Below are 26,456 nucleotides of genomic sequence, written 5' to 3' on the forward strand. Positions count from 1 at the left end.
GTGTCACCGGAGGCAGATTGGCGGGCCGCTATCGCATCGCAGGCAACCGCAGAGTGACGGTCGTGCCTGCCCCAAGTGTGCTCTGAATATCGATGCTTCCGCCTGATTGCTCGGCAAAGTGCTTCACCATCGGCAAACCGACGCCGCCGAGGCCTTCGCTTTTGGTGGTGAAGAACGGATCGAAGGCGCAGACCATCGTCTCGCTGGTCATCCCGATACCGTTGTCCGCGACGCGGATGTCTACCTGACCGGCGGCAGAGTTCTCAGAGGCCAAGCCGGCATCGATCGAGATGAAACCGCCGTCAGGCATTGCATCGCGCGCGTTGAACAGAAGATTCAGAACCGCATTTTGCAATCCAAAGCGATCGCATCTCACCAAAGGCAGGTCGGACCCAACCCGAAGCTCAAGACCGAAATTGGCATCCAAGGCGCTCCGTACGAGGGTTTCGATCTCAGCCAGGCAAGCACCTACGTTTGTGTATTCGATTTCCGCGTGGCTCTCTCGGGCCAGGCTGATGGTTTGCCGGACAAGGCCACCAGCCCGCTCCAAAGCCGTTTTGGCGCCGGCTATTACAGGCCCGAGCGCCGGAGCCGCTTGGATGCTCGGATCGCGGGCCAGGTGGTTCAACGCCGACGAGGCGACCTGAATGAGATTGCCCAGGTCATGGACGATGCCGGCCGTCGACATTTGCACGGACATACCACCTCCAGGGCCATCGGGCGGGCCGTCGAAGACATCTTCTTTTATGTCCGGACGAAACATTTCGTTCCCCGCTGGCTAAGTCGGCACCTATTGGCTTCAACACGCTATAATTTATGGCTTTTATTTTCCATTATATCTAAGAAGACGCCGATACATACTTCCGTATATTCAATCGCGAGACGATGCTCTATTGATAGCCGATCCCGCTGATGTAGTTGGCAAGCAGCCGTTCCTGCAGTTCCTCTTGTTTGAAGAGCGCCTTCATCGCATCACGGATATCGAGGACGCCTAGCGGTTTCGAGTCGGCCCCGAGCACCGGCACATTCTGAAGGCCTCGCGCGGCCATGGTCTGCCACACTGAATGAAGGTCGTCATCGGGACCACAGGACACGATGGACCTGCTCATCAAAGCCGCAATCGGCGCTTCTGTTGGCCCTGAATTCGCCAGATGGCGGACAAGGTCGGACTTGCTCAGCACGCCTGCCGCCTCCCCACTGCCGAGGCACACCACGACCAGGCCTATTGCGGGCCTGGAAAGTGAGAGTGCCGCACTGCGGAGTGGAGCGTCGACATCGACCACCATGAGACGGGCCGATATTACTGGATGCAGACTGTCAATTCGCATGACGCCCTCCTGAGAGCGCCTCGCGGCCGCGGCCGCGGGGCTGGGATCGGTTCCAGTGTTGGTCGCCGAGCTCGGCGCCTTCGTCCGGCCGGTCAGAATGGCGCGCAAACAAGCGCCATTCTGACCCATTCCAAAGATTAGCTCAGTGCTGCTTTGCTCAGGCCAAACTTCGCATCGCCCGAGCCCGGGACGGGTTTGAAGCCGATATTCAGACGGTTCCAAGAGTTGACCGCCATGACAACGAAGGTCAGATCGGAGATTTCCTTCTCGGAAAGCTGCGACCTGACCCGATCGTAGATCTCGTCGGGGACACCCTGCTCGGGCAGCTTGGTCAAGACTTCCGTCCATGCCAAGGCTGCGCGCTCGCGAGGAACGAACAAGGTCGAATCCCGCCAGGCTGCCAGGTGGTAAAGGCGCAGTTCGCGCTCGCCATGGATCTTCGCCTGTTTGACGTGCATATCGAGGCAGAAGGTGCACCCGTTCAGCTGCGCGGCTCGGACTGCAACAAGGTCGCGGATTGGCTCTTCGATCGACCCCTCTCGCGTCGCACCAAGAAATTCAATAAATTTCTTCAGAAGTTCCGGCGACTGCTCCGCATAACTCGCGCGTTGGGCGACGGCTTTTCCTTTCGGAGCGACCGGTGGCGCTGCAATATTCATTACTTATCTCCTTGAGGTGTTTGCAATCCATTGCACCGTAAGGATGACCGGTGAGACGAACTGTTGCTATCGTGCCGATGATATGTATTGCCACTCGATTGGGTTGGGGCGCCTAAACCGAAGTATAGGAGGTGGAAATTGGCACCTGACCGCTGCCCTCGGCAATTCGCTTTGCCGCATGCATCCGACAGACGCACAGCGTTTGGGTCACTTGAAGGGCAAGGCTGAACCGACCGGTGTCGATAGAACCTGGATCGAAACTGCGGTCACTCTTCAAAGGGAGCGTTCATCACAAGATCAACTGCCGAAGTCGCCTTGTAGCCTGAAACAAAGCGCTCGCCGAAGTCCCGGGCAAAGTTGTCGTAGGTGGTTTCGGGCCTGATCTCGGCGATATGGCAAAAGCATCGCGTCATCCGCCGCTTCATCCCGAGGCGCGGAAATTCGCCAACGATCTTTGCAATCTCGGCTGACGAAACGAGGCTGTATTGCAAGCCGACGACATCGAGGCAGATGCCGGCTGTGCACAGCGCCACCTCAGCCTCCTTGTAGAGGCCAATCGACGGCGTCGAGTTGAGGGCGACGCTGTCCCAGATCAATTGGGCGCGCCGCTCGTCGAAGCCGCCCTCCCGAACGAAGGCGCGGGCGAGATCGGCGCCTTCCACTTCGAAACGGCGCGGCCCGGCGAAGTCCTCATTGAGCGTGACGTCATGCAACAGGGTTGCAACCGCAACAACCTCCGCGTCGTGCTGGATATTCTGAATCTGTCCGATCCGGGCCGCGAAAAGCCAGGATCGGACCACGTGGTTGAACAGGTAGGGTTCACATCGAGCGCGGGCATGTTCGATCGCTCGGCCAACAAGCGGAGTATGGGGGACCAAAATCCCCGCAAGTGTGCGGATGGCGATCGAATTCATGTCACTGACCGTCCCTTCGCGTACGCCCCGATGGTCCTGGGGGCTACGATTTCATTTCGCGTTCGTCGTCAGTTCCGTCTCGCTGGTGTCGACGACGAAAATAGCAAGCAGACGAGCGCCTTCCGTCTTGCTGGCGTTTTCGCTGACGGCATGACGGTCGCCAGGGAATTCCGAGAAACTCTCGCCGGCGCGATAAGTCTTCACCGGCCCGTCATTGACCTGGCTTCGGATCGCCCCCTGCAGGACCGTGGCATAGATGAACGCGGATTTGGGATGGGTATGAGCCGGCGACGTACCCCCAGGCGCGTACTCGACGAGCACGGCTTTCATGCTCTTGCCGGGCACGTTTGGCAGAGCCTGGTCGTAGACAAGCTTCACGCTGGCGGCGTCATTGGCCATTGCTGCGGTGACGGAAGCGGCGGTGAGCGCGGCGCAGAGAAGTGTTTTGATCATGTCTGGTCTCCTTGTTGTGCGAATGGCGGGCCTATCCGATGATTACTTACTTCGGTGGTGTGTATCGGCTGAGCCAATCATCGAAACGCACGGCGCCGATGCGCGCGTTCTCGCCGGGCACCAGCGTTCGATCGTCGATTGCCACTTGGCCGTAGTAGAGCGCGCCGGGATCCGGGACGACTTTGCGCGGGTCCTTGGTGGCCTTCAGGAAGCGCTCGACAAGTTCGCTCATGCGAACACGCTCCGGGCCGGCAATTTCGATCATGCCGTTCAACGGCGCGGCAAGCGCGACGTCCGCCATCGCATCGGCAACATTATCAGCCGCCATGGGTTGGAAGTAGGCCGGCGACATATGAATGGTATCCCCGACGGCGCCCGTGTTTGCGATGGCGGCGGTGAATTCGAAGAATTGAGTGGCGTGAACGATGGTGTAGGGAATTCCGGACTCCCTGATCAGCTTTTCCTGAAGCAACTTGCCGCGGAAATAGCCCATGCCCTGCAGCCGGTCGGTACCGACGACCGACAGCGCCACGTGATGACGGACGCCGGCGGCCGTTTCGGCGGCAAAAAGATTACGCCCGGATGCCGAGAAGAACTCCAGGGCAGCCTTTTCCTCGAACGACGGCGAGTTCGCGAGGTCGATGACGACCTGCGCACCGGCAAGCGCGGCCGCCAGACCCTCTCCCGTAACGGTGTTGACGCCCGAATTCGGCGACGCCGCAAGTACGTCGTGGCCTTTGTTTCGCAGTCTCTCCACGGTCTTTGAACCGATCAGCCCGGTTCCGCCGATGACGACGATCTTCATGTCTGGTCTCCTGGTGTTGCGTGTCTATTTTCGTTGCTCGATCGGATGCTGGGCGTTTCCGGCCTGCTACTGACTGACCGATGCAGCAGCATCCTCGATGAGTGACGTGACCTCGTCGGGATGCGAAACCATGAGCGCGTGGGACGCACCTTCGATGACGACGGTCTTTACCGCGTGCGCACGCTTGGCCATGAAGCTCATGACGGCTGCCGGGATGTTGCGGTCATCCGAGCCGTAGATCATGTAGGACGGCAGCGTCTTCCATGAGGCGACGCCCGAGGCTTCAGCCAGAGCCGCCTGCGCAACAGGGCGTTGAGTGGCAGCCATCAGCAAAGTCTGCTCTTGCGGAACGTCGGCGGCGAACTGCGCGCGGAACTTGGCCGGCTCGATGAAGAGATCTTGTCCGCCGTCCGGCAACGCGACTGGAGCAAGCGCGCTCCCCAAGGTGCTACCGGGAAACATGCTGGACAACGTAAGGCTCGATTCGCCCGTATCGGGCGCGAAACCCGCCACGTAGACCAACGCCTTCACATTGGGATTGCCATTGGCGGCCTCGGTGATGACGGGCCCGCCATAGGAATGCCCCACCAGCACGACCGGCCCGGAAACCGACCGGACGATGGCTGAGACTGCTTTCGCATCGCTGGCAACGCCGCGGAGCGGATTAGCTGCGGCTTTCGCCACATAACCGTCTTTGCTGAGCTTGGTGATGACTGCATCCCAGCTCGACGATTCCGCGAAGGCGCCGTGCACCAGTACGATCGTCGGCTTGGGCTGAGAATTCGCGGCCTGCGCCATCCCGCCGCCCGACGCGGCAAGCGCTGCGGTGAGGGCCAGGACTCGAGTTATGTTTCGCATTTGCTTTCTCCCGTGTCGCCTGTGGTGACCAATGCTCAGGAGAATGCGCCGACGCGGCCCGCCAACCTATTGTGCGGAAGGGTCTGTCATACAATGCCAAGGTGCAGGGTAGGTCACCGGGGAGATCAGGTGCCCTGCAGCAAATTGAGGTATCTATGCCGGGTGTGCATTGTCGGCGGTCGCCGGAACAGACACTGAGGGCGCGCCGCAAAGCCTCCTCTCGTCAACGACATAGTCCCTGGCCTTCGGCCTGAATCGCCCAATGCCTTCGTATGGATCAAACAGCCGGACCGTCTGATCGTGTCGCTGCGTCACGACATTTATATTTGTATGGGTGAATACCATCCAAGCCATCAATGGAGTTACTGAAATGAAAATGACAGTCCTTGCTGTCGCCGTGCTTGTTATTACAGCAGGAAGCGCCACTGCCGGAAGCGACCACTATGGATCAAACGGATCCCAGCAGCCTGCGACTGCGTCTTACAACATGTATACATCCTCGATCAAGAAAATGAACAATGATATCGGGGTGCCGAAAACCGTACGCAAGCCGACTGTTCCCAACGATGAATATGGCTAGGGCATCTGGGGTCACTGATCCCGACCTACAGAAAATTGAAGGACCGGGGCGAGACCTCGGTCCTTCCGCCGTATCGGCGAGCCGACTTCTCTCTTGCGCGTCGATCCCTGCAATGCGACTTGCTGCTTACGTGGCTCAATTTGCGCCACGTCGACAAAACGTCTCGCCTCCGACCTATTTGGCGCGACTCGTGCGGCAGCTTCCCGGAAAATCGTCTTGAGGATGACCGATTGCTCAGCCATTTATTCGGAAGTCTATTGGCGCGACGACATCGCAGTCGTGGCTCAGAGCACTGCCATCCCGCCGTCGACCCGCAGATTGATGCCCGTTACGAAACTGCTCGCGTCCGAGGCAAGGAACAGGGCGGCTTTTGCCAGCTCTTCCGGCTGCCCCATCCGGCCCAGGGGTATTGCCCCTGCCATCGCCTTTTCAAACAGCCCGCGCTGCTCAAACGGTATGCCTAGCTTATCGAGAATAGCCGTATCCACCGGACCTGGGCTGAGCACGTTGACCCGGATGCCGCGAGACTTCAGTTCGATCGCCCAAGCGCGCGCAAAGGCATTTATGGCCGCCTTCGAGCCCGCGTAAACAGCATGACCGTCCAGAACCTTCTCGCTGGCCAGCGAGCCTGTGAGGATGATTGCGCCGCCATTCCGCATGATCGGAATCAGCTTCTGGACGCCGAAGAAGACGCCTCGCGTATTGACGGCAAATTGCGCATCATATTCCGCCTCGGAGACGTCGGCCGAGTGCGTGATGGTGTTTATGCCGGCGTTCGCCATATAGATGTCGAGCGCCCCGAACCTCTGACGGATCTGTTGCGCTACCTCGTCATGGTGCGACACCTCGGCCACATTTCCCTGAATGCCCAGCGCGCCTGCCCCGATCTGTGCGACCGCTTCCTCGACCGCCTGCCGCCGGCGGCCGGTAATGACGACTTGCGCGCCCTCGGCCGCAAAGATTTTTGCAGCCGATAGTCCGATCCCGCTGTTCCCGCCGGTGACCACCGCGATCTTGCCCGAGAGTACGCCCATTTCGTTCCTGCCTTCGAAAAATAGCGCCGGTGCTGCTGCGATAGTCGCAACTGCTGGCCAAGAAAATTTCACGCCTAATTGAGACCGCCAAAATGAGCGGCAATCGCAAACGGCTAGCGATTGATAAACTCCCGGTGCTTAGCCAGTTTGACGTCTTGGAGAGCGCTTTGGCCATCAAGGCAGAACAAGCGCGCGGCGGCGACCCCCGACAGCGCGACGTAGTGTCGAACGCCGGCGATCGCCTCCGGGCTGCACAGGCGCAGTTGCCCGAGTGGCAGCCGTGGCGCAGCATATGTTTCGCGCCCCTGCCAGCGCTCCAGCTCGATGGCGCAGTGGTTCGGTTCCACAATCCGGGACATGAGCCGACAGAAGCTATCCTTTGATGAAGGCGAGCAGGTCAGCATTGACCTGATCTTGGTGCGTGGCCGTGATCCCGTGGGGCGCGCCGGGGTAATAGATATCCTTTGCGCCTTTGATCAATCGGGCCGACTTGACTGCCGAGTCCTTGACGGGGACGATCTGGTCGTCTTCGCCATGCAGGACGAGGGTTGGTACGTCGAATTTCTTGAGGTCCTCGGTAAAATCGGTCTCGGAGAACGCCTTGACGCTTTCGTACGCGTTCACGAGACCCGCCTGCATGCTCCAGAGCCAGAACTGATCCAGAGTCCCCTGGGAAACCTTGGCGCCTGGCCTGTTCGCGCCATAAAACAACGGTGCGAGGTCCCGGTAGTACTGCGACCGATCCTTGACGAGGCCAGCCCTTATGCCGTCGAATACCTCGATCGGCAGGCCTTCCGGATTGGCCGGCGTCTTCACCATGATCGGCGGAACAGCGGCGATAAGAACAGCCTTGGCCACCCGCTTCGTCCCGTGCCGTCCGATATAGCGAGCAACCTCGCCTCCTCCGGTCGAATGGCCGACCAGCGTGGCGTTCCGGAGATCCAGCGCCTCGATCACGGCTGCAAGATCGTCCGCATAGCCGTTCATGTCGTTGCCGGACGTGGCCTGGCTCGATCGGCCATGGCCGCGCCGGTCATGCGCAACGACGCGAAAGCCGTTATGGGCAAGAAAGAGCATCTGGCCGTCCCAGGCGTCGGAATTCAGCGGCCAGCCGTGCGAAAACGTGACGACAGGACCCTTGCCCCAATCCTTGTAGTAGATTTCGGTGCCATCCTTGGTCGTGATGGTGCTCATCGTCTTGGTTCCTTTGATTGAGGGGGAAGAGGGAAGGTTTTGTTTTCGGCTCGTTGCCGAAGCAGCGCGGGGCAGTCCGGCGGCTGCCGTAGAGATCAGGCCTGCCAACATGACATCGCGGCGAGATCCGCCGACGGAGAAAAGTCCGTCTTTGTTCATCGTGTCCATCCATGTGCTTTGAACGTCCTGCTCACCATCACGACCGTCGAGTCGGCCTGAGCGGTCGCGTTCGGGGAGGAGCGAGCGAGGAGCGGTAGAAACGCGACGGTCGTGATGGCTTGCGAGGAACAGGATGCACCGATCCGGGCCGCGAACCTACTCTACGGAGGCATCTGTCATACGATGCCAAGGTGCAGGGCAGGCACGCCGAAGATAGGGCCGGGCTAAGGCAAGCTCTTATAGACACACGTCAATTAGGCTTGGGTAGCGGCGCGGGGACCGACGCGGCATGGCCGGCGTCAGTTGCTGTTGCATGAAATGTTGCGCGTTTTTCGGTCAGGCTGGCGCTGCCAAAGAGCGCCGCTCAGTAGTAACCGATGTTTGGCGCGGGCCTTGCCGCGAAACACCAAACAGGACCACCGATGTACATCAGGATCACCCGCAGCAGGACGAGCGTATCAACAGGCAGGAAGGCCTGGGCGCGCTGAGAAAGCACCTGAAATGGCCCGGCGCGCCGGGCGATCCTATTGGATGGGGCATGGATCGGCTTGTGCCAAATTCTAGACCTCGCGCATCGGCGCGGGCAGCGTTTCCCACGCCCGGATCAGCTCACCGATGGAAGCGGCTTCCATCTTGCGCATGACATTGCCGCGGTGAAGCTTGACCGTCACTTCACTGATGCCGAGGTCGAAGGCGATCTGCTTGTTGAGGCGCCCGCGCGCCACTTCACGCAGGACCTCGCGCTCGCGCGGCGTCAGCGTCTCGACGCGCTCGATGTTGCGCTTGACGATCACGGCATCCGCCCGCCGCTTGGCATCCACCGCAATGCCGGCGATCACAGCGTCAAGCAGCGTCTGATCCCGCACCGGTTTGGTGAGAAAGTCCACGGCGCCGGCCTTCATCGCCTGGACAGTCATCGGGATGTCGCCATGCCCGGTCAGGAAGATGATGGGTTTGGGGTTGCCGTTTTTCGCAAGATGGTGCTGCAGATCGAGACCGCTCGTCCCTGGCATGCGCACGTCGAGGATCAAGCAGCCGGGGCTCTCCAACACGTCGGCGTCAAGCAATTCACGGGTTGAGGTAAAGCACACCGGCAGGAAACCCGCCGACAGGATCAATTCAGACAGCGCCTCCCGAACAGAGGCATCATCATCGACAATAATGACCAGCGGCTGCTCGGCTTCAGCCCTTCGCTGCTGTGATGACGGCGTCGATCTCGGTAAGGGCAATTGGTCAACTCTCATGTTTAGCCTCCGTTTCTGGGTTGCGCAAAGCGTCGCCGATCGCCGCAAGCAGTGCCTGGCCATCGAACGGCTTGCGGAAAAGCCTGCCAATGCCCTTGGCGCGGTGCTGATCCACTATCTCGTGGCGGCCGGTGATCAGGAACACAGGCAGATCCGGACGCGCCTTCTTGACCAAGTCGCGAAGTTCAAAGCCGTCCATGCCGGGCATCCCGATGTCGGTGATAAGCATGTCCAATCCAGACAGGCCGCTGACCAGTAACGACCCTGCCGACGAGAAGCTGCGGGCCACATAGCCGGCGGACTCCAGAAGGTCCTCCAGCGACTCGAGCAGCCTTGGGTCATCGTCGACAATCGCCACGACAGGCCTCCGCTTGCTCACCCTCAGTTCCCCCCTGCCCGGCGCGAGTGCGTGATCGGTATTCCCAATCGCTCGGCGATGCGAACGAGGTCGGCGAGCGACGCCGCGACCATCTTCTGCATGACGTTCCTTCTATGAATTTCCAGCGTAACTTCGCTGATCCCCAGTTCAGCGGCCGCCTGCTTGTTGAGCAGACCGCTGACCACCAGCGGCAGCACCTCACGTTCGCGCGGCGTCAGCTCGAGATAACGTTGCTTCAACACGCCCAGCTCGGCGCGCTCCGATCGCTGTACCCGATCCTGGGCAATCGCCGCATGGATTGCGGCCATGAGGTCTGCATCGCTGAAGGGCTTAGTCAGGAAATCCACGGCGCCGTGCTTGATCGCACGCACCGAGGACGGGATATCGCCATGTCCCGTCAGGAAAACGATCGGTGGATGATCGCCCTCGGCAATCTGCCGCTGCAGATCGAGGCCGTTAATATCCGGCAACTCGATATCGAGGATGAGGCAGGCAGGGACGTCCGGCTTGTCAGCGCGGATATAATCGCCCGCCGATCCGAACGCTACGGCACACATGCCGTGTGCAGCCAGCAGCTCGCTGAGCGCCTCCCGAATGCGTTCATCGTCATCTACGATGAAGACAATTTGGCCGTCCGTCGTCATGACGCCGCTTTCGCTTCAATCGGCAACGTGAAGATAAACGTCGCTCCACGTGGTTCGTTCTTCTCGACCCATAAACGCCCGCTGTGCGACTCGATGATCGAACGGCAGATCGCTAGTCCCATGCCCATCCCTTGCTCTTTCGTGGTAAAGAACGGTTCGAATATCCGGTCGGGAAACTCGATGCCCCGGCCGCGATCTCTGACTTCGGTCTGGACAACATCCCCGATATGGCGCACGCGGATGCTGATGACTCCGTCATCCGCACCAGAGTCCATCGCCTCCATGCCGTTGCGGATGAGATTGACCAGAACCTGCTGGATTTGGACGCGATCGAACGCGACTAGCGGACTGTCGCTTCCGACATCAACGCTGGTGCGAACGCCCCGCCGCATCGCTTCCTCGGCCACGAGGTCGCGTGCCTCTGTGATGACACTGCTGAGCGTCGCATTGGTCCTCGTCTCGGTGGATTGCTTGAACAGCGCGCGGATGCGGCCGACGACGTCCGCCGCCGAATTGGCGTCCCGGATTATGCGCTCGGCCGTAATCTTCGCGCGTTCGACGTTCGGAGGGGCGGCGGACAGCCAACGGTGGCATGCATGGGAATTGGCGACGATCGCGGCCAGCGGCTGATTCACCTCGTGCGCGATCGAAGCGGAAAGCTCGGCGAGACTTGCAGCCTGAGTGGCTTGCGCGAGTTTGTCGGAGGCTTGTCGCAGCGCTTCCTGGGCGCGCACCTCTTCGTCGATGTCGAGGGAAACCCCGTACCATTGCACAACCGCCCCGTCTTCATCACGCCGCGGCTCCACCCTGCACTCCGCCCAGCGATAGCCATCTGTTTCGCGCCAGCGAAACCGCATCGCGGAACCGCCGCCTGTTTCGAAACAGCTCAGCAACGTGCGCAGCACCTCGGGAGCATCTTCGGGATGAACCAGTTCTTGCAGCAATTCCTCGATGCGCGGCTCTCCGAGTGTTTCGAAATTGGCGATGACGGCGCGGAAATGGTCCTGGTATCGCTTGTTGAAGTAGACCGGCCCGCCGGTCGGCACCGCGCTCCAAATGCGGACCGGCACAGCGTCGATCATCTGCTGAAGCTGCAATTCGCTCCGCCGCAGGGCCTCTTCGGCTTGCATCTGATCGTCTATGTCGTGACAGAGGCCGTACCACTGCGCGATCAGGCCAGCGTGATCGCGCATCGGCTCCGCCCGGCTCGACATCCAGTGATAGATGCCATCGGCGCGGCGCAAGCGATACCTCATGGAGAAGCGCTCACCGGTGGCGAGGCAGTGACTGAGCGTATCGCCGAATGCTGCTGCGTCGTCCGGATGGACGATGGCCGCTATCATCGCCGCCAGCCGGCTGATGCCCTGTTTGTCCAAATCCGTTACGTCAAGGCCGAGAAAGTCGACCATTCGCTTGTTGAAAAAGGTCGGCTCGCCGTCCGGCGTCAGGCGCCAAACGTGGCTCGGAACCATGTCGACAAGCTGTGAGAGCTCCCGCTCCCGGTCGCGCAATGCCTCCTGCGCGCGCACCTCATCGTCGATGTCGATGCTGGCCGTGTACCATTGCACGATCGTCCCACTCTGGTTCCGCAGCGGCTCGGCGCGGCCCTCCCTCCAGCGGTACACGCCGTCCGCGCGACGCAGGCGATACCTTATGGGATAGGGTTCGCCGGTGGCGAGCGAGCGGCTGAGCCATTCTCTCATCCTGGGTCCATCGTCGGGATGGACGGCTGCCGCGACCAAGGTCGCCAGGCGGCTCGTGCCCGGCTCGTCCCAGTCCGCGATGTCGTTGAGGCCGATATAGTCTGTCGTGCGCTTGCTGAAGAAGGTTGGTTCGCCGTTGGGCGCCATGCGGGCGATGTGAGCGGGGATCATTTCGACCAGCAACGAGAGTTCTCGCTCCCGCTCCCGCAAGGTCTCCACACTTTGGCGCAAAGTGAGCACCGCCGCCTGATGCTGCCTGGAAATGGCGGCCACGACGAGCGCCGAAAATGCAGAGATGGCCAGAAAAAGCTGCAGCATGATCTGGTTGTGCTTCTGGGACTCGGGATCGCCGGCAAATTGGCTGGCGCCGGATATCGTGAATACCGCCGTGATCAGAGCGAGGACGGTCAATGCTACGGCGGCGCCTCTGAACTCAAAACGCACCGCGGCCCAAAGAAGAGGCGGCATGATGATGTAGGCGAAGGGCAGATAGCCGCTCAAGGAAAGGGCGGCGATACCAAGAAAGATCAGCCCCAGGACGCAAGCTTCCATCCATCGCGCTGCCGAGAGCTGCGCTTTGCCGCGCCAGTTCTGGAACACGACCAGCGCCAGTGGCGCTACGATCAGGACTCCCGTCGCGTCTCCGATCCACCACAGCGGCCAAGCCGTCACAAAGGTTTGCGATTGTATGCCAAACCAAGCAAGCGCCGCACTTCCCACCGTTGCGCTTGCAACTGGCGCAATTCCAGCGGCCAGTACGACGAATGCGAGAACGTCCCGCAACGTTTCCAGCCGAACTGGGCGCTTGCAGGTCTGGTTCACAAGCCATGCGCCGGATACCGCTTCAAGAGCGTTGCCGGCAAAGATCAGGAAGGCTGCGGGCAGCGGAGTGTGGAACCACAAGAAGTTGCTGAACAGTTCTGCCACACAGGCCCCCAGCACCCACCACGGCCAGCTATACCTGGAGGCGAAGACAAGAGTAGCGATGAAAAGCCCGCTCGGAGGCCAAATGGAAATCCCTGTTCCAGGTATGATTGCGAGCGACTGGGCGAAGCCGCAGCCCAGGACATAGGCCGTAATAAAAAGCCCCAGATGCGGGAATTGGGGACGGTGCGACCAGACGCGCGACAACCTGCCTCTTTCAAGATCGCTGACCATGTTGCCGCGAATCAGGCCCGGTTCATTCGTCGCGAAAGGTCGGCCATTTCCCGGCGCGGATCGGTTCAAGTCATGCGCTAACGCGAGCGTTGCGCTGGAATCGGTCTCGCCAAGTGAGTTGGGCGCTATCGTCATCGGGTGCCCCTGACGGACAAACAAACTCTGGAGATTGTCGGCGCTTCGTGTAGCACTTGCTCTTGATAGCTGGACTGGGCTGACGGACTCACGTCGCCACCCTAATCCCGCCACGCCCCAACCGCACCTCATGGAAATCCATGCATTGCATGGGGCGGCGGCGCCCCTTCACCGAGAGCCGAAAAACCAAGCGCTTACTGAGCGCCGCCAGTTATTGCGCAGCTTTCGCTTCAACCGGGAGGGTGAAGATGAATATCGCCCCACGCGGCACGCTATTCTCCGCCCAAAGGCGTCCGCCGTGAGACTCGATGATCGAACGGGAGATCGCGAGCCCCATGCCCATTCCGTTCCCTTTCGTTGTAAAGAACGGCTCGAATATCTTGTTGGGACGTTCGATACCCGGGCCTCGGTCGCTGACCTCGGTCTGGATCGTGTCCTCTATCCGGCGCACGCGCATTCCGAGAACCTTGTCGCCCGCCGTGGTGTCCATCGCCTCCATGCCGTTGCGAATGAGGTTGACCAGGACCTGCTGGATCTGGACGCGATCGAACGCAACCAGCGGAAGGTCGCTTTCGACGTCGATGTCCATGCGAACGCGACGCCGCATGGCTTCCTCGGCCATAAGGTCACGTGCTTCGGCAACGACGCTGGGGATCGGCGTGCTGGTTCTCATTTCAAGCGAAGGTCTGAACAAGGCACGGATGCGGCTGACGACATCCGCCGCCGAGTTGGCATCGCGGATGATACGCTCGGCCGTGATCTTCGCGCGCTCGACGTTCGGGGGCTCGGCGGACAGCCAACGGTGGCATGCGTTGGAGTTGGCGACGATGGCGGCCAGCGGCTGGTTCACCTCATGAGCGATGGATGCGGAGAGTTCGGCAAGGCTCGCCGCCTGGCTCGCACGCGCAAGTCTCTCTTGTGCCAGCCGAAGCTCCTCTTGTGTCCGCACCTCATTTTCGATGTCGAGGCAGATAACGTTCCACTGCACTATGGCGCCTTCAGCGTTGCGCATCGGCGCGGCGCGCGTCTCGACCCAGCGATATTCACCATCGAAGCGCCGCAGACGGTGCCGTCGCGCATACGGCTCGCCTGTGGACAGACAATGGGCATATCTCTCTTTGACACCTGTCAGGTCGTCGGGATGAACACCGGCGTCGAGTGTGCCAGCCAGCCGGGACTTTCCCGCTTCGTCCAATTCCTCAAGATTGTATCCGAGGAATTCGCGGAGCTGCTGGCTGCGATATATCGGTTCGCCATCCGGCGCGGCGCAATCGATCATTGCCGGCAGCGTTTCAACGAGCTGCCAGAGAGCCCGTTCTCTCTCGCGCAGCGCCTCTTCGACGCGCAGCTGATCGTCGATGTCGTGCGTAAGGCCGTACCATTGGACGATGCGTCCACCCTGGTCCCGCAGCGGCTCCGCGCGGCCCTCCATCCAACGATAAACGCCATCGGCACGGCGCAGGCGATACTTCATGAAGAAGCGCTCGCCGGTGGCAAAGCAGCTGTCGAGTGCTTCCTTCAGGCTGGCTGCATCGTCGGGATGGACGACGGTGGCAATGAAGGCCGCCAGCAGGCTCGTGTCCGGCTTTTCCGCGTCCGCTATGTCCAGGCCGAGAAAATCTATCAGGCGCTTGTTGAAAAAGGTCGGCTCACCGTTGGGAGATAGCCGCCAGAGGTAGCTCGGAACCATGTTGACGAGTTGCGAGAGCTCTCGTTCCCGGTCGTGCAACGCGGCTTGCGTGGTCACCAGGTCATGGATGTCGACGCTCACGCCGTACCATTGGAGAATGCTGCCATCTTCGTCGCGCAGCGGCTCGGCGCGAGTCTCGGTCCAGCGATAGCCGCCGTCGGCCCGCCTCTGGCGATATCTCTGAACGTAAGGCACGCCCGTTGCGAATGAATGGCGGATCGCCTGTCGTGCGGTGTCGATATCGTCTGGATGGATCACGCTCAGCGACGGCGAGCCGTCCGGGGCGGTGATGTCGCGGAGCGTGGCCCCGGTTACATCGGTGAACCGTTTGTTGACGTAGGAAGGCGTCCCTTCCCGTGTCGTACTCCAGATCAAAGCGGGCACGGTGTCGATCAGCTGCTGAAGGCGCCGCTCACTTTTGCGCAACGCCGCCTGCGCGCGCACCTCATCGTCGATGTCGAGAGAAACCCCGTACCACTGCACGACCGTTCCATCGTCATCGCGTCGCGGCTCGACCCTGCACTCAGCCCAGCGATAGGTGCCGTCTTTTTCGCGCCAGCGAAACCGCATCGCGGAGCCGCCGCCAGTTTCGAAACACCTCAGCAACGTGCGCTGCACCTCGGGCGCATCTTCGGGATGAATCACCTCGTGCAGCAACGTTTCGATTCCCGGCTCGCCGAGCGCGTCAAAGTTCGCGATAACGGAGCGGAAATGGTCCTGGTATCGCTTGTTGAAGTAGACCGGCCCGCCGGTCGGCATCACACTCCAGATGCGGACCGGCACGGCGTCGATCATGTGCTGAAGTTGCTGCTCGCTCTGCCGCAACGCCGCTTCGGCGTGCATCTGATCGTCTATGTCGTGACAGAGGCCGTACCACTGGACGATGCGGCCAGCGCCATCGCGCATCGGCTCCGCCCGGCTCGACATCCAGCGATAGACGCCATCGGCACGGCGCAGGCGATAGCGCATGGCGAAGCTCGCACCGGTAGCGAAGCAACCACGAAGTGCATCGCCGAATGCTGCTGCGTCGTCCGGATGAACGGCGGCCTGTATCATCGCCGCCAGCCGGCTCATGCCCGGTCGGTCCAGATCCGCTACATCGAGGCCGAGAAAGTCGACCATGCGCCCATTGAAGAAGATCGGCTCGCCATCGGGATCGAGCCGCCAGATATGACTCGGGACCATATCCACGAGCTGCGAGAGTTCCCGCTCCCGGTCGCGCAATGCTGACTCGGCCCGCTTCTGGTCCTCAATGTCTATTGTCGTGCCGTACCATTGAACGATGCGCCCCTGGCTATCGCGAAATGGTCGTCCTGAGCTTCGAAACCAGCGATAGACGCCATCGGCGCGCCGCAGGCGATGCTCGGTATCATAGGGATCGCCGGTTTCGAGGCAATGCCGCCATCTGGCGGCTACAGGATCATAATCGTCGGGATGGACGGCTCGACGCCAGCCGAACTCGTCGTTGTCTTCGGAAGTGTTGAGACCCTCATGCGTGTTGCCGAGGAACGCCAGGGTGTTTGGGCTGACATAGGTGAATCTTCCGGCGGCATCGGCTGCCCACGCGTGGCCGGGCATGCTCTCAATGATTTGCAGCGCAAGCGTTGCTTCGGGGTCGATTTCGCCAAGTGAGTTGGACGCTGCTGTCATTGGCTTCTCCTGTCGGACAAAAAAGCCTGGGGACGGTCAGCGCTTGATATAGCACTTGTTTTCAATATCTGGACAGGCGAACTCACCGCCTAAATCTAGTTCCGCCATGCCTCGGCTGCATCTCATGGAAATCCATGCATTGCGCGGAGTTATCGCCGCTACGGGGGCCCTAACGATGGCCTCGCGCGAGGAGCGACGCGGATCGATGCATCAACACCTACCACTGGGAATACGAGCCGGACAGGTAAGACGCTCGGCTGCCTCTTCGTCGGCTGCAGAGTGAAACCGGAAAAACCTCTGCATTCGTCATCCCTGTCTCGTCCGGTTAACACGGCTCATGAGATAATCTGGAAGCCTCTCCCGACCAACACATCTGCTCCAAAGTATAGGGCGTGGACGCGGTTTTAGTTCTGCGGAGCGGCTTGGCGGCCGAGCAATTGTTTGGCGACAATGAGACAGGGCGCAGCGACCGCGAACAGCAGGACGAGCGCGAAGAAAGCTTCGTCGAACGAGATCGTGGCGACCTGCTTCTCAAGCGCGCGCTGCAGCAGCGGCAGGGCGGTCTTTGTCGCCGCAGTGCTGTCGACACTGTTCGCCAGAGCGTTCGCAGTTGCTCTCAAGCGCTGGTCTACGGCTGGATCGCCATTGACGAGGTGGGACGCCAGTATCGTCCGGTTGTGGACATTCTGGTGATCAATATACGTTTGCAAGAGGGCTGTGCCGGTCAGACCGCCCACCTGCTTGCCGAAGTTGAACAGCCCGATGCCAAACGGCAACGCATTGGCGGCAAGGCCCTGCAGCGTAACCAGCGTCAGTGCCACGAACAGAAGGCCGAGGCCGAATCCTCGCAGCAGCAGAGCAAGGGTCAGGTCCGGTGATCCGCTACCGCTCGTCGAAGCGGACAGCAGCCACATGGCACCTGCGAAGAGCAGAATGCCAAATGGCGCAAGCGTGATCGGGCGCATCCCGGTCCTTTGGATGACGAAGCCGGACAACAGAAGTCCAAGCGCGAGCATGGCTCCGCTGGGCAGCAGAAGCACTCCTGCGCCCGTCGCGGTAAAATCGAGCACGTTGAGGGCAAAAGCCGGAATAAGATAGGCGCTGCCTGAAAGGGCAGAGCCGGCGACGAAGCTGACGAGAAGGCCAAAGCGAAAGTCCGGATTGCCAAGGGGCGAGATGGCCAGCAGTGAGCCTTCTGAACGAAAGCGGGTCTCCCAGACGGCCAGGAGGCCGGCAGCCGTCATACCGGTTGCGGCAAGGAAGGTGATGTCGGTGTCGTCGAACCAGTTGAACCTGCTGCCTTGCAGCAGGACGTAGGTCAAAAGCGCGGCGCTGATGCCGAGCAACAATATCCTGACGGCAGGAAACCTGGTTTTCCGCCAAAAGGTCCGATCGCCGTCCGCCGCCAACAGGACAAGGGAGACGATGCCGAGCGGAATGATGCTCAGGAATATCCACTCCCAGGTCAGATGGTCGACAAGCCAGCCCTGCAGGGCTGGCGTGACGGTCGTCGGAGCCATGACGGCGCCTACGGCAAAAACCGCCTGAACGACCGGCTGATGCCGGTGCGGGAACCGAAAGAACAGCAGTGTCTGGCCGGCGACGAGAACTGTGCCGCCAGCCAGCCCTTGGACAATGCGGCAGATGCAAATCCAGGTGAGGTCCACTGACAACGTCAAGGCCGCGGATGCCAGCAGAAGGGCGACAACCGCCGCGCGCAGGCAGGCGGTCGGCCTGGCTGCCGTCACAAGTAGCGGAGCGACAAGGAACGCCGTCAGCTTGGCCGCGATGAAAACAACGTCGATCATCGCCAGTTCGTCCAACGTTGCGTAGGTGTCGCCGAGCATGTCGATCCGGCCGATGGACAGTGCAGTGGATGCGACCGCGTCCATGAAGGCGGCCAGCACGACGCCGGTTGCTATCAAGCAAGCGCGCAATGTACCGGGATGGCGCTGCACAGCCGCCGTTTCGGCGAGGTGCATCATTGTGCTGAGCGCCCGTCCGCAATCCCGCCTGTCTGCATTTCCTGCGCTACAGCCGGAGCATCCCTGGTGCCGACGGTGATGGCAACACGAGCCGAGAGTCCCGGAACCAGGCGGCCGGGCAACGGATTGCGCGTCATCCTGATCTTGACCGGCACACGTTGGACGACGCGGATGAAGTTTCCGGTGGCGTTGTCCGGCGGCAGCAGGCTGAATGCCGCGCCGCTACCGGGAGCGAAGCTGTCGACAAGGCCGTCGATTTGCAGATCTGGATATTCATCAACCATGACGCGAACCCGTTGGCCGATCTCAACCTGCTTCAGCTGTGTTTCCTTGAAGTTGGCAACGATCCAGACATCGTTAACCGGAACGATGTCCAAGGCTGCTGTCCCTGGGGTGACATAGCGGCCGACACGGATCTGGCGATTACCGACGATGCCGCCGACCGGGGCCCTCACGACGGTGTTGGCCAGGTCGAGCATTGCCAGGTCGAGCGCTGCCTGTGCCTGGGACAGGGCTGCCTGCGCACCGGACAACTGTGCATCCAGGACACCGAGCTTCAATTTTTGAGCCAGCAGATTGGCCTCTGCACCGTCCAGCGATGCCTTTGCCTTGTCATGGCCGGCCTGCGCATCCTGCAGCTTCTGATCGCTTGCGGTCCCGTTCTTCTGCAGCGTGACGTAGCGGTTCAGGTTGGCGCGGGCGAATTGCAGGTCGGCTGCGGCAGATTGCTTCTGCGCCTCAGCCTGCGCGATCAATGCGTCCTGCAGTTCACGGGTCGCCTTGATGTTGGCGATTTCCGCCAGCCGGGCGGCGACGTTGGCTTTCGCCTGCTCGGCCTTGGCCTTGTAGTCGCTGTCGTCGATGCGAAACAGGACAGCACCCTTTGACACACTGGCATTGTCGTCTATGTTGACTTCGACGACGTAACCGGCGAGCTTCGGCGCGATGCTGGTAATGTCTCCGCGGAGATAGGCGTTATCGGTCGTTTCCTCGAACCGGCCCCGCGTGAACCATTGCCAGCTCCAAATAGCTGCCATTGGAATCACCATAAGGGCGACGATAGCGATTGCGATCTTGCGGGCTCGGCTCATGATTGCCTCGACACCCGGTCGATGCGCTCGCTATCGAAGGAGGTATCCGCCTCCCGAAGAGCGAGATGTTCGGCAAGGCTGCAAACCCACGGTGCGCAGTACAGTTTCACGAGAACGTCTCCGTCGAGCTGCGGCTCTGCAGCAAAGCAGAACTGCAGAACGATCGCGGATTTCACGCCTCGCCGCTATCACGCGGACGAACATCCCATCTGCCCTGATCGGTAGTTCGTACTGAACCTCAGCACAGGTCGTATTGTCAGTCAGCCGGATTCAGGCGCGCGAACATGCCGGCGCGGATCTCCGTAGTGCCGAAGACCGCCCACGAGAAAATTCACTTTGAAGCGTTTCCGGATCATCCTGTGGCAGCAATGATCGCAGAGAGCGCCCCTCGCGGCGCGCGCGCCATGCTGGAAACTCTGCATGTTTGCCGAGGGCAGCCGCTACCAGGAGCAACTCTGCGCTGTCGGCGGCGACGGAAAGATCGAATGTCTGGTTCCCGGACCAGGCCGTTTCTGGCCGACCCAGCTTGGCCCTGCGCCAGTGCCCCAGTTGATCGTCAGTCCGCGCAATCCGCCTGGACCACGCCTGCTGGAGATTCCCGTCGACCCCCGGCTGCTCGAGGCAGGCGACCATAGCGGTTCGACTATTTCGAGCACGCCCGCTTCACCGCTGCGGTGCGCGAACAAGGCAAAGTGGAAGTGACCTTGCAAGACGGCTGGTGGGCCGTCGTCATGGGTCTCGGCGCCCAGAGATCGGCCAGCGAAGGCCGCGCCATCGAGGTCGCCGATGAATTCGCGTTGCCGACCTAAGGCCGACCACGCATTCACCAGACCATTGGGTCAGATGCGCCGACCGGTTGCTGCGTCGAACAGATGCGCACATGCGCGGTCGATCTCGATCCCCACCCCTTCGCCCTGCCTGAGCGCAAGCCTTTCTCGGAAAAGGCAGGAAATTTCTTCACCGGAGCAGTCGACCCTGGCGAAGATTTCCGAGCCTGTCGCCTCGAGAAGCGTGATCGTACCCGGCACGCCTTGCCCCGTCGCCCGGATATGTTCCGGTCGAATGCCGTAGACGAGTTCGCGTCCTGCGGCATCCGCGGGCTGGGCGCCTTCCGGCAACGGCAGGACCAACCCGCCGGCGCTGCGGAACACGCCCTCCTCGATGCGGCCGGCAATGAAGTTCATGGCGGGCGAGCCGATGAAACCGGCAACGAAGAGGTTGGCCGGATGGTCGTAGAGGTCCAGCGGCGCGCCGATCTGCTCGACCAGGCCGTCATGCAGCACGACGATCTTGTCGGCCATCGTCATGGCCTCGATCTGGTCGTGCGTGACATAGATCGTCGTGGTACCCAGCCGCTGGTGCAGGGCCTTGATCTCGCCGCGCATCTGGACGCGCAACTTGGCGTCGAGGTTGGAGAGCGGCTCGTCGAACAGAAAGACCTGCGGGTCACGTACGATCGCGCGGCCCATGGCGACGCGCTGACGCTGGCCGCCCGAAAGCTGGCGCGGATAGCGGTCAAGCAGCTTTTCCAGGCCGAGGATGCCGGCTGCCTTCCGGACCCGGCCAGCGGTGTCGGCCGGGTCGGCTTTCTTGATCTTGAGGGCAAAGCCCATGTTGTCGGCAACGGTCATATGCGGATAGAGCGCATAATTCTGGAACACCATGGCGATGTTCCGGTCCCGCGCGCGCAGATTGTTGACCATGCGTTCGCCGATGGCGATCTTCCCGCCGGAGATCGTCTCAAGGCCTGCGATCATGCGCAGCAGCGTCGATTTTCCGCATCCCGACGGGCCGACCAGGATGACGAATTCGCCGTCGGCGATGTCGACGCTGACGTCGTGAATGATCTTGGTGGCCCCGAAGGCCTTCTGCACGTTGTTGATCGTTACCGATGCCATTGGATCTTTCCTGGAAAAAGAGTGATGTCCGGGCGCGCGCTCAACCGCCCTTGACGGCGCCGGCGGTCAGCCCCGCCACGATCTGCCTTTGCGCGAACATGGTCAGGATCAGCACTGGCAACGTCACCACCAGCGCCGCCGCGGCGAGCGGCCCCCAGCTGACCTGCTCGTAGGACAACATGTTGTAGACGGCGACCGGCAGTGTGCGCGTCTCACGGCTGGCGAGCACGACGCCGAAGACGAAATTGTTCCACGAGAAGATCACGGACAGGATGAAGGCGACGACGATGCCTGGCTTGGCGATGGGCAGGGCAACCAGCCGGAAAACCTGCCAGGAGCTGGCGCCGTCGATGTTGGCCGCCTCCTCCAGTTCCATCGGCGTGGTCTCGAAATAGCCGATCATCACCCACACCACGATCGGCACCGTCACCACCAGATGGATGATGATCTGCGGCCACAGCGTGCCGAGTATCCCGATCCATTGGAACAGCAGAAACAGCGGGATGAGATAGGATAGCCCAGGTGTCATTCGGGCGATCATGATGACGACCGCCGATCGTTCAGCCTTGAGCCGTGCGATGCCATAGCCGGCCGGTACGCCGATCAGCAGCGCCAGCAAGGTCGCCGTGCCGGTCACCAGCACCGAATTCCAGAGATAGAGCAGGAAATTGTTCTCCTCGAACACCTTTACATAGTTCGACCAGGCGAAGCGTTCGGGGATCAGGATCGGCGGATAGGCACCGTTGTCGATCTCGAATTTCAGCGACAGCGAGATCATCCAGAGGAAGAACAGGATCGCCGGGGAGACGAAAACCAGGGCAGCGAAAAACAGACCGATCTGGTTGAGCAGCCGTGAACTCATCTATTTGCCCTCCGTATCGATCCACTGCGAGCGTTGGCGCAGCATCAGCAGGACAAACGACAGGGCCACGATGACAATGAAGAACACCACGGCCATGGCCGAGCCGTAGCCGATATCGTAGTAGGAGAAGGCGGTGTTGTAGAGATAGATGTTGATGGTCTCCGACGCCGTACCCGGCCCGCCCTGGGTCATCGCGTAGATGATGTCGAAGCTCTTCAGCGCATCGATGGTGCGGATGATGACCGCGATCATCAGGAACGGCGCGATCATCGGCAGAGTGAGATAGCGGAATTGCTGCCAGGCATTGGCGCCGTCGATCTCGGCGCTTTCGAAGGGCTCGCGCGGCACCGAGGCCAGCCCGCCAAGCACGATCAGCATGACGAGCGGCGTCCACTGCCAGGTCTCGACCGCAACCAGCGACGGGATGACCGTGTTGGCGTTGAATATCCATTCCTGGGCCGGGATGCCGACCAGCGACAGCAGGTAGTTGAGCACGCCAAGCTGAGGATGGAACATCATTGTCCAAACCAGTGCGACGGCAACGGGTGTCGCCATCATCGGCATGACGAAGACGCCGCGCAGCAAGCCGCGCAGCGGAAACCTGGCATCGAAGATCAGGGCGGCCAGGGTGCCCAGCAGCATCGGCGCTGCAACCGAGAGGAAGGTGTAGGTCAACGTATGAACAAGGGATTCCCAGAAACGTGGGTCGCTGGCCAGGCGGAGATAGTTTTCCATCCCGGCAAAACTCCGCGACTGGCCGAGCGTCCAGCGATTGACGCTCATCCACAGGGTGAAAGCCCAGGGGAAAACGATGACGGCGCCGACGACGACGAGTGCGGGGACGACGAATGGCCAGTAGTTGGGAGCCAGCCGGATCGTCTGGCTCCCGTCGATAACCGGCATCGTCACCCCGGTGTGTTCTGGGGTGGTGGCCGACATCAGCCCTGCTCGCTCCTGTCGAGAACCGGCTGGAACTGTTCGGTGGCCTTCTTCAGCTCCGCGGCTGGATCGGCGCCGGCAATCATGTTGGTCAACGCCACACCATAAATGTCGCGGAATTCCGTGACGGGGATGATGACCGGCAGTGCCAGCCGACTGATATTGCCCGAGCCGACCACGGCATCAAGCCAGCTTGCCGGCATGGTGACGCCTTCGCGCACCTTGGGATCCTCCAGCACGGATTTGCGGAACGGAACGCCGGCGCCGGCCTGCAACAGCCGTGCACCCATGGTTGGCGATACCGCCCACTGGCAGAACAGATAGGCAGCCTCCTTCTTCTCGCTGGCGGCGGTAACGCCAATCCCGTCGCCGAAGGTGCCCGAGGCATGCGCCTTGGGACCCTTGGGCATCACGCCGTAACCGACCTTGCCGACCACCCTCGATTTTTCCGGATCTTCCATCGGCGGGGCAAAACCCACGCCGTCGAGCCACATGCCGATCTTGCCCTGCAGGAAGGCCGACTGTGCTTCGGCCCAGTTGAACCCGGTAACGCCCGGAGGGGCGGACTTGGTCATCAATCTTTGATAGAGCGCGGCAGCCTCGATCGCCTCGGGAGCCTCGGTGCGCAGCTTGCCCTTGTCATCTAGCGGCGTCATGTCGTAGCCGAGCATCAGCGACGTCCACACCGGCGTGTTTGCGTTCTTGAGCCCGCGGGCGACGAAGCCGTATGTATTGGTCGAGTGGTCGGTCAGCGCTTCGGCGGCTGCCACCAGTTGCTCGAAGGTCTCTGGGTATTTGAGGGCCTTGGCCTCGAACAGCTCCTTGTTCCAATACAGGATCCAGTAGTCCACCGAGAACGGTAGCGAGCGCAGCACGCCCTGGCCGTCCTTGGCAAACAGCATGCCGGCTTCGGCGAAGTCGCTTTCGACCAGCGCCGGGTCGGTGAGCGACGGATCGGCGAGATAGCCGGCGATGTCGGCCAGCCAGCCACCCTTCTCGAACTGGCGCTTCTGCACGTGGTAGCTCAGATGCACGACGTCGAAGCTCGGCTTGCCCGAGCTCAACTCGATCACCGTCTTCTGGCGCTGCTGCTGCTCGGGCGTTGCCTCGGCATTGACCTTGATGCCGGTCAGTTCCTCGAACTCGGCGAGATATTTCAGGATGGTGTCGCTGCGCGGGCTTTTCACCAGATTGACGTCAAGCGTCGTCCCGGCAAAGCGTTTCCAGTCAACGCCTGCGGCAAAGCCGGGGCGAAGCCCCACAAGGCCCGCAGCGGTTAGCGCCGCGGTTCCGGCAAGGAGTTGCCTCCTGGTTGGGTTGAACAGATTGGACGACATTTCTTCCTCCCGGTTGCTGTCGTTGTGGATGCGCCGCAAACCGCGGCGCGGCTATATTTCCTCAGATCTGGAGCGCCAGCCGGCGCGCATTGTCGATATGCAGACTGATCGCTTCAACCGCTCTTTGCGGATTGCGGCTCTCCATGGCTTCGATGACCGCCAAATGTTCGCGCATCACCGGCACCACACGACCGTCGATGCGGAAACGCTCCTGGTGGATCAGCCGGATTTTCACCGAGTTGACCAGATAGGCCTTGGCGATAATCTCGTTGCCGAGCGCATTGATGAAGGTGTCGTGCATCGCCCAGTCGATGTTCTGGGCCTTGGCTTCCATTTCCGGCGTCGGTGCCTGCCCGAGAGCTTGGGCCAGCATCTCTTCATGTTCGCGCCGCATGCGGGCAAGTTCGGCATCAGAAGCGCTGGTCGTGAATAGCGCCACTGCCTCGCGTTCCATGAACAACCGAAACTGAAACGCCTCGCGGATCAGATTGATATCGATATGCGCGATCTGCATGCCGCGCTGCGGGATGGTGGTCAGCAGTCCCTCGGCCTCGAGACGCGGGACGATCTCGCGAATGGCACCCAGCGGCAGCCCGGTGAAAGCGACCAGTTCGCGCTGTGACACGAACTGCCCCGGCCGCAGATCGCGGGCCAGCAAATGCCGCGTGAAGCTGGCATAGGCCTTCTCCCGGAGAGTGATCGGTTCGCTGCCCTCTTCCACTTCAGCTCGCTTCCTTGTCGGTCAGCCCGGCCTTGTCGGTCAGGCTGCCTCTGTCGCAAACAGCCTGTCGAAGGCAGCGGCAAGCTGCCGCTGTCCCTGTGGATCGATCGCCTCTAGGGGCGGGCGGACCGCCAGCCAGCGCTCGTCGCCGGTCTTGCGCGCGACCATGACCTTCACCGCCGGCGTGACCGGGTATTTGAGCAATTCGAGCACGAAGTCTTCGACGCGTGGGTCGTCGCCCCCGTTTTCGACCATTGCCCGGATTTCGCCGGTAACAAAATTAGCCATGCCGGAAATCGCGCCCTGTCCGCCGCGGCGCACGCTTCTCGCGAGATGCCGTTCGTCGCCGATGAGGATCACCAGATCGCCGTGCGCCTCAAGCAGCGCCTCACTGTAGCTCCAGTCCCCGCCGGAATCCTTCACCCCGGCCACCACAGCGGGAAAGGCGGCGCGCAGCCGGCCGATCAGCCCAAGCGGGAGCGGCACCATGGTGACTGAGGGGATGTTATAGAGCAGCACGTCGCGCGCCAGCGGACCGAGTGCGGCGAAGACGGCGGAAAACCATCCGAACAGCCCGTCCTCGCCGACATTCTTGAAGTAGCTCGGCGGAGCGAGCAGAATGTTGCGAACGCCGCGCTGCAAAGCGTGCCGGGCCTGATCGGCGGCATCTTCGGCTGCATCGACCAGCACTGCGGCGACGAGCTGATGTGGCGGAATACCGGCCGCCAGCATGGCCTCGGTGACGATCCGTCGCTCGTCGGTGCCGACCGAGGCTCCTTCGCCGGTGGTGCCGAACAGCGTCGCGCTGCTGCAGCCGGCGCCAAGGCAGGCTCGGGCATGCGCGATCATCGGCGCGAGCGCTATCTGCCCCGACGGGTCGAAGGGTGTGGTCAGGGCAACCGAAAGACCAAAGCGGGAAGCCAATACGATCTCCGTTGAAATCAATGTGGATGTAGCGTTAGCACGCTAACATGTCAGGTGTAAACGGGTGATGTTGCCAACTCGGCATCGCCGAACGGCGCTGCCGCGGCAGCGC

At 61.3% G+C, this 26,456-nt stretch carries 24 protein-coding genes; 2 read left to right on the forward strand and 22 right to left on the reverse strand.

Annotation, left to right across the window (positions count from 1 at the left end):
* Nucleotides 1-28 precede the first annotated feature (28 nt).
* The 7 genes from NKH33_RS00705 to NKH33_RS00735 all read right to left on the reverse strand — a co-directional run bounded on the left by NKH33_RS00705 (nucleotide 29) and on the right by NKH33_RS00735 (nucleotide 5,017).
* On the reverse strand, nucleotides 29-763 hold the full coding sequence (locus tag NKH33_RS00705; protein ID WP_352540087.1) for a sensor histidine kinase: 735 nt from the start codon (nucleotides 761-763) through the stop codon (nucleotides 29-31).
* Nucleotides 764-890: 127 nt separating this feature from the next.
* A complete protein-coding gene (locus tag NKH33_RS00710; RefSeq protein WP_352540088.1) occupies nucleotides 891-1,328 on the reverse strand; it encodes a CBS domain-containing protein in 438 nt (145 codons plus the stop codon).
* Nucleotides 1,329-1,465: 137 nt separating this feature from the next.
* The gene (locus NKH33_RS00715; protein WP_352449835.1) at nucleotides 1,466-1,987 is read right to left on the reverse strand and encodes a carboxymuconolactone decarboxylase family protein; all 522 of its coding nucleotides are present in this window, start codon (nucleotides 1,985-1,987) and stop codon (nucleotides 1,466-1,468) included.
* A gap of 266 nt (nucleotides 1,988-2,253) precedes the next feature.
* Nucleotides 2,254-2,901, reverse strand: a complete 648-nt coding sequence (locus NKH33_RS00720) for an HD domain-containing protein (protein ID WP_352470609.1) — start codon at nucleotides 2,899-2,901, stop codon at nucleotides 2,254-2,256.
* Nucleotides 2,902-2,952: 51 nt separating this feature from the next.
* A complete protein-coding gene (locus tag NKH33_RS00725) occupies nucleotides 2,953-3,354 on the reverse strand; it encodes a cupin domain-containing protein (protein WP_352470610.1) in 402 nt (133 codons plus the stop codon).
* A gap of 46 nt (nucleotides 3,355-3,400) precedes the next feature.
* Nucleotides 3,401-4,159 (reverse strand): SDR family oxidoreductase, encoded by a 759-nt coding sequence (locus NKH33_RS00730; protein ID WP_352470611.1) that lies wholly within the window; start codon nucleotides 4,157-4,159, stop codon nucleotides 3,401-3,403.
* A gap of 66 nt (nucleotides 4,160-4,225) precedes the next feature.
* Nucleotides 4,226-5,017 carry an alpha/beta fold hydrolase gene (locus NKH33_RS00735; protein WP_352470612.1) on the reverse strand — a complete coding sequence of 264 codons (792 nt, stop codon included), beginning with the start codon at nucleotides 5,015-5,017 and terminating at the stop codon, nucleotides 4,226-4,228.
* Nucleotides 5,018-5,387: 370 nt separating this feature from the next.
* Between NKH33_RS00735 and NKH33_RS00740 the strand changes: the two genes are divergently transcribed.
* The gene (locus NKH33_RS00740) at nucleotides 5,388-5,597 is read left to right on the forward strand and encodes a DUF680 domain-containing protein (protein WP_352470613.1); all 210 of its coding nucleotides are present in this window, start codon (nucleotides 5,388-5,390) and stop codon (nucleotides 5,595-5,597) included.
* Between the two features lie 284 nt (nucleotides 5,598-5,881).
* On the opposite strand, the gene NKH33_RS00745 is transcribed toward NKH33_RS00740, so the two are convergent.
* The 9 genes from NKH33_RS00745 to NKH33_RS00785 all read right to left on the reverse strand — a co-directional run bounded on the left by NKH33_RS00745 (nucleotide 5,882) and on the right by NKH33_RS00785 (nucleotide 19,663).
* On the reverse strand, nucleotides 5,882-6,631 hold the full coding sequence (locus NKH33_RS00745) for a glucose 1-dehydrogenase (RefSeq protein WP_352540089.1): 750 nt from the start codon (nucleotides 6,629-6,631) through the stop codon (nucleotides 5,882-5,884).
* A gap of 372 nt (nucleotides 6,632-7,003) precedes the next feature.
* Nucleotides 7,004-7,984 (reverse strand): alpha/beta fold hydrolase, encoded by a 981-nt coding sequence (locus tag NKH33_RS00750; protein ID WP_502893737.1) that lies wholly within the window; start codon nucleotides 7,982-7,984, stop codon nucleotides 7,004-7,006.
* Nucleotides 7,985-8,544: 560 nt separating this feature from the next.
* Nucleotides 8,545-9,228, reverse strand: a complete 684-nt coding sequence (locus NKH33_RS00755) for a response regulator transcription factor (protein ID WP_031211078.1) — start codon at nucleotides 9,226-9,228, stop codon at nucleotides 8,545-8,547.
* Entirely contained in the window at nucleotides 9,218-9,607 is a 390-nt protein-coding gene (locus NKH33_RS00760) for a response regulator (RefSeq protein WP_352470617.1), read from the reverse strand. The genes NKH33_RS00755 and NKH33_RS00760 overlap by 11 nt, the downstream gene beginning before the upstream one ends.
* 2 nt (nucleotides 9,608-9,609) lie before the next feature.
* Nucleotides 9,610-10,251 carry a response regulator transcription factor gene (locus tag NKH33_RS00765; protein WP_352470618.1) on the reverse strand — a complete coding sequence of 214 codons (642 nt, stop codon included), beginning with the start codon at nucleotides 10,249-10,251 and terminating at the stop codon, nucleotides 9,610-9,612.
* A complete protein-coding gene (locus NKH33_RS00770) occupies nucleotides 10,248-13,085 on the reverse strand; it encodes a sensor histidine kinase (protein WP_352540156.1) in 2,838 nt (945 codons plus the stop codon). Before NKH33_RS00770 ends, NKH33_RS00765 begins: the two co-directional genes overlap by 4 nt.
* A gap of 373 nt (nucleotides 13,086-13,458) precedes the next feature.
* A complete protein-coding gene (locus NKH33_RS00775; protein WP_352540090.1) occupies nucleotides 13,459-16,587 on the reverse strand; it encodes a PAS domain-containing protein in 3,129 nt (1,042 codons plus the stop codon).
* Between the two features lie 404 nt (nucleotides 16,588-16,991).
* The gene (locus NKH33_RS00780) at nucleotides 16,992-18,572 is read right to left on the reverse strand and encodes an MFS transporter (RefSeq protein WP_352540091.1); all 1,581 of its coding nucleotides are present in this window, start codon (nucleotides 18,570-18,572) and stop codon (nucleotides 16,992-16,994) included.
* Nucleotides 18,569-19,663: an HlyD family secretion protein gene (locus NKH33_RS00785; RefSeq protein ID WP_502906723.1), complete on the reverse strand. Its 1,095-nt coding sequence runs from the start codon at nucleotides 19,661-19,663 to the stop codon at nucleotides 18,569-18,571. The genes NKH33_RS00780 and NKH33_RS00785 overlap by 4 nt, the downstream gene beginning before the upstream one ends.
* Before the next feature lie 420 nt (nucleotides 19,664-20,083).
* On the opposite strand from NKH33_RS00785, the gene NKH33_RS00790 reads away from it, so the two are divergent.
* Entirely contained in the window at nucleotides 20,084-20,365 is a 282-nt protein-coding gene (locus tag NKH33_RS00790) for a hypothetical protein (protein ID WP_352540093.1), read from the forward strand.
* Nucleotides 20,366-20,502: 137 nt separating this feature from the next.
* Here NKH33_RS00790 and NKH33_RS00795 read toward each other — a convergent pair whose 3' ends face one another.
* From NKH33_RS00795 to NKH33_RS00820, 6 genes are all read right to left on the reverse strand, one after another.
* Nucleotides 20,503-21,561, reverse strand: coding sequence for an ABC transporter ATP-binding protein (locus NKH33_RS00795; protein ID WP_352470623.1), 1,059 nt, complete (start codon nucleotides 21,559-21,561; stop codon nucleotides 20,503-20,505).
* Nucleotides 21,562-21,601: 40 nt separating this feature from the next.
* A complete protein-coding gene (locus NKH33_RS00800; protein WP_023674179.1) occupies nucleotides 21,602-22,423 on the reverse strand; it encodes a carbohydrate ABC transporter permease in 822 nt (273 codons plus the stop codon).
* Entirely contained in the window at nucleotides 22,424-23,326 is a 903-nt protein-coding gene (locus NKH33_RS00805) for a carbohydrate ABC transporter permease (protein ID WP_245274609.1), read from the reverse strand. It abuts the gene before it with no gap.
* Between the two features lie 35 nt (nucleotides 23,327-23,361).
* Nucleotides 23,362-24,699 (reverse strand): extracellular solute-binding protein, encoded by a 1,338-nt coding sequence (locus tag NKH33_RS00810; RefSeq protein ID WP_352540094.1) that lies wholly within the window; start codon nucleotides 24,697-24,699, stop codon nucleotides 23,362-23,364.
* 61 nt (nucleotides 24,700-24,760) lie between these two features.
* Nucleotides 24,761-25,420: a GntR family transcriptional regulator gene (locus NKH33_RS00815; protein ID WP_352540095.1), complete on the reverse strand. Its 660-nt coding sequence runs from the start codon at nucleotides 25,418-25,420 to the stop codon at nucleotides 24,761-24,763.
* Between the two features lie 39 nt (nucleotides 25,421-25,459).
* Nucleotides 25,460-26,344 (reverse strand): dihydrodipicolinate synthase family protein, encoded by an 885-nt coding sequence (locus tag NKH33_RS00820; protein WP_352470626.1) that lies wholly within the window; start codon nucleotides 26,342-26,344, stop codon nucleotides 25,460-25,462.
* Between the last annotated feature and the right edge of the window lie 112 nt (nucleotides 26,345-26,456).

The organism is Mesorhizobium sp. M1182, assembly GCF_040318335.1.
Lineage (GTDB): Bacteria > Pseudomonadota > Alphaproteobacteria > Rhizobiales > Rhizobiaceae > Mesorhizobium.

What these genes read in the sequence shown, in the direction of transcription:
- NKH33_RS00730 (WP_352470611.1), bottom strand. Translation starts at nt 4,159, where the DNA reads ATGAAGATCGTCGTCATCGGCGGAACCGGGCTGATCGGTTCAAAGACC.
- NKH33_RS00810 (WP_352540094.1), bottom strand. Translation starts at nt 24,699, where the DNA reads ATGTCGTCCAATCTGTTCAACCCAACCAGGAGGCAACTCCTTGCCGGA.
- NKH33_RS00765 (WP_352470618.1), bottom strand. Translation starts at nt 10,251, where the DNA reads ATGACGACGGACGGCCAAATTGTCTTCATCGTAGATGACGATGAACGC.
- NKH33_RS00710 (WP_352540088.1), bottom strand. Translation starts at nt 1,328, where the DNA reads ATGCGAATTGACAGTCTGCATCCAGTAATATCGGCCCGTCTCATGGTG.
- NKH33_RS00705 (WP_352540087.1), bottom strand. Translation starts at nt 763, where the DNA reads ATGTTTCGTCCGGACATAAAAGAAGATGTCTTCGACGGCCCGCCCGAT.
- NKH33_RS00790 (WP_352540093.1), top strand. Translation starts at nt 20,084, where the DNA reads ATGTTTGCCGAGGGCAGCCGCTACCAGGAGCAACTCTGCGCTGTCGGC.
- NKH33_RS00795 (WP_352470623.1), bottom strand. Translation starts at nt 21,561, where the DNA reads ATGGCATCGGTAACGATCAACAACGTGCAGAAGGCCTTCGGGGCCACC.
- NKH33_RS00720 (WP_352470609.1), bottom strand. Translation starts at nt 2,901, where the DNA reads ATGAATTCGATCGCCATCCGCACACTTGCGGGGATTTTGGTCCCCCAT.
- NKH33_RS00715 (WP_352449835.1), bottom strand. Translation starts at nt 1,987, where the DNA reads ATGAATATTGCAGCGCCACCGGTCGCTCCGAAAGGAAAAGCCGTCGCC.
- NKH33_RS00800 (WP_023674179.1), bottom strand. Translation starts at nt 22,423, where the DNA reads ATGAGTTCACGGCTGCTCAACCAGATCGGTCTGTTTTTCGCTGCCCTG.
- NKH33_RS00780 (WP_352540091.1), bottom strand. Translation starts at nt 18,572, where the DNA reads ATGATGCACCTCGCCGAAACGGCGGCTGTGCAGCGCCATCCCGGTACA.
- NKH33_RS00750 (WP_502893737.1), bottom strand. Translation starts at nt 7,984, where the DNA reads ATGAACAAAGACGGACTTTTCTCCGTCGGCGGATCTCGCCGCGATGTC.
- NKH33_RS00725 (WP_352470610.1), bottom strand. Translation starts at nt 3,354, where the DNA reads ATGATCAAAACACTTCTCTGCGCCGCGCTCACCGCCGCTTCCGTCACC.
- NKH33_RS00740 (WP_352470613.1), top strand. Translation starts at nt 5,388, where the DNA reads ATGAAAATGACAGTCCTTGCTGTCGCCGTGCTTGTTATTACAGCAGGA.
- NKH33_RS00785 (WP_502906723.1), bottom strand. Translation starts at nt 19,663, where the DNA reads ATGAGCCGAGCCCGCAAGATCGCAATCGCTATCGTCGCCCTTATGGTG.
- NKH33_RS00775 (WP_352540090.1), bottom strand. Translation starts at nt 16,587, where the DNA reads ATGACAGCAGCGTCCAACTCACTTGGCGAAATCGACCCCGAAGCAACG.
- NKH33_RS00735 (WP_352470612.1), bottom strand. Translation starts at nt 5,017, where the DNA reads ATGCGAAACATAACTCGAGTCCTGGCCCTCACCGCAGCGCTTGCCGCG.
- NKH33_RS00745 (WP_352540089.1), bottom strand. Translation starts at nt 6,631, where the DNA reads ATGGGCGTACTCTCGGGCAAGATCGCGGTGGTCACCGGCGGGAACAGC.
- NKH33_RS00805 (WP_245274609.1), bottom strand. Translation starts at nt 23,326, where the DNA reads ATGCCGGTTATCGACGGGAGCCAGACGATCCGGCTGGCTCCCAACTAC.
- NKH33_RS00755 (WP_031211078.1), bottom strand. Translation starts at nt 9,228, where the DNA reads ATGAGAGTTGACCAATTGCCCTTACCGAGATCGACGCCGTCATCACAG.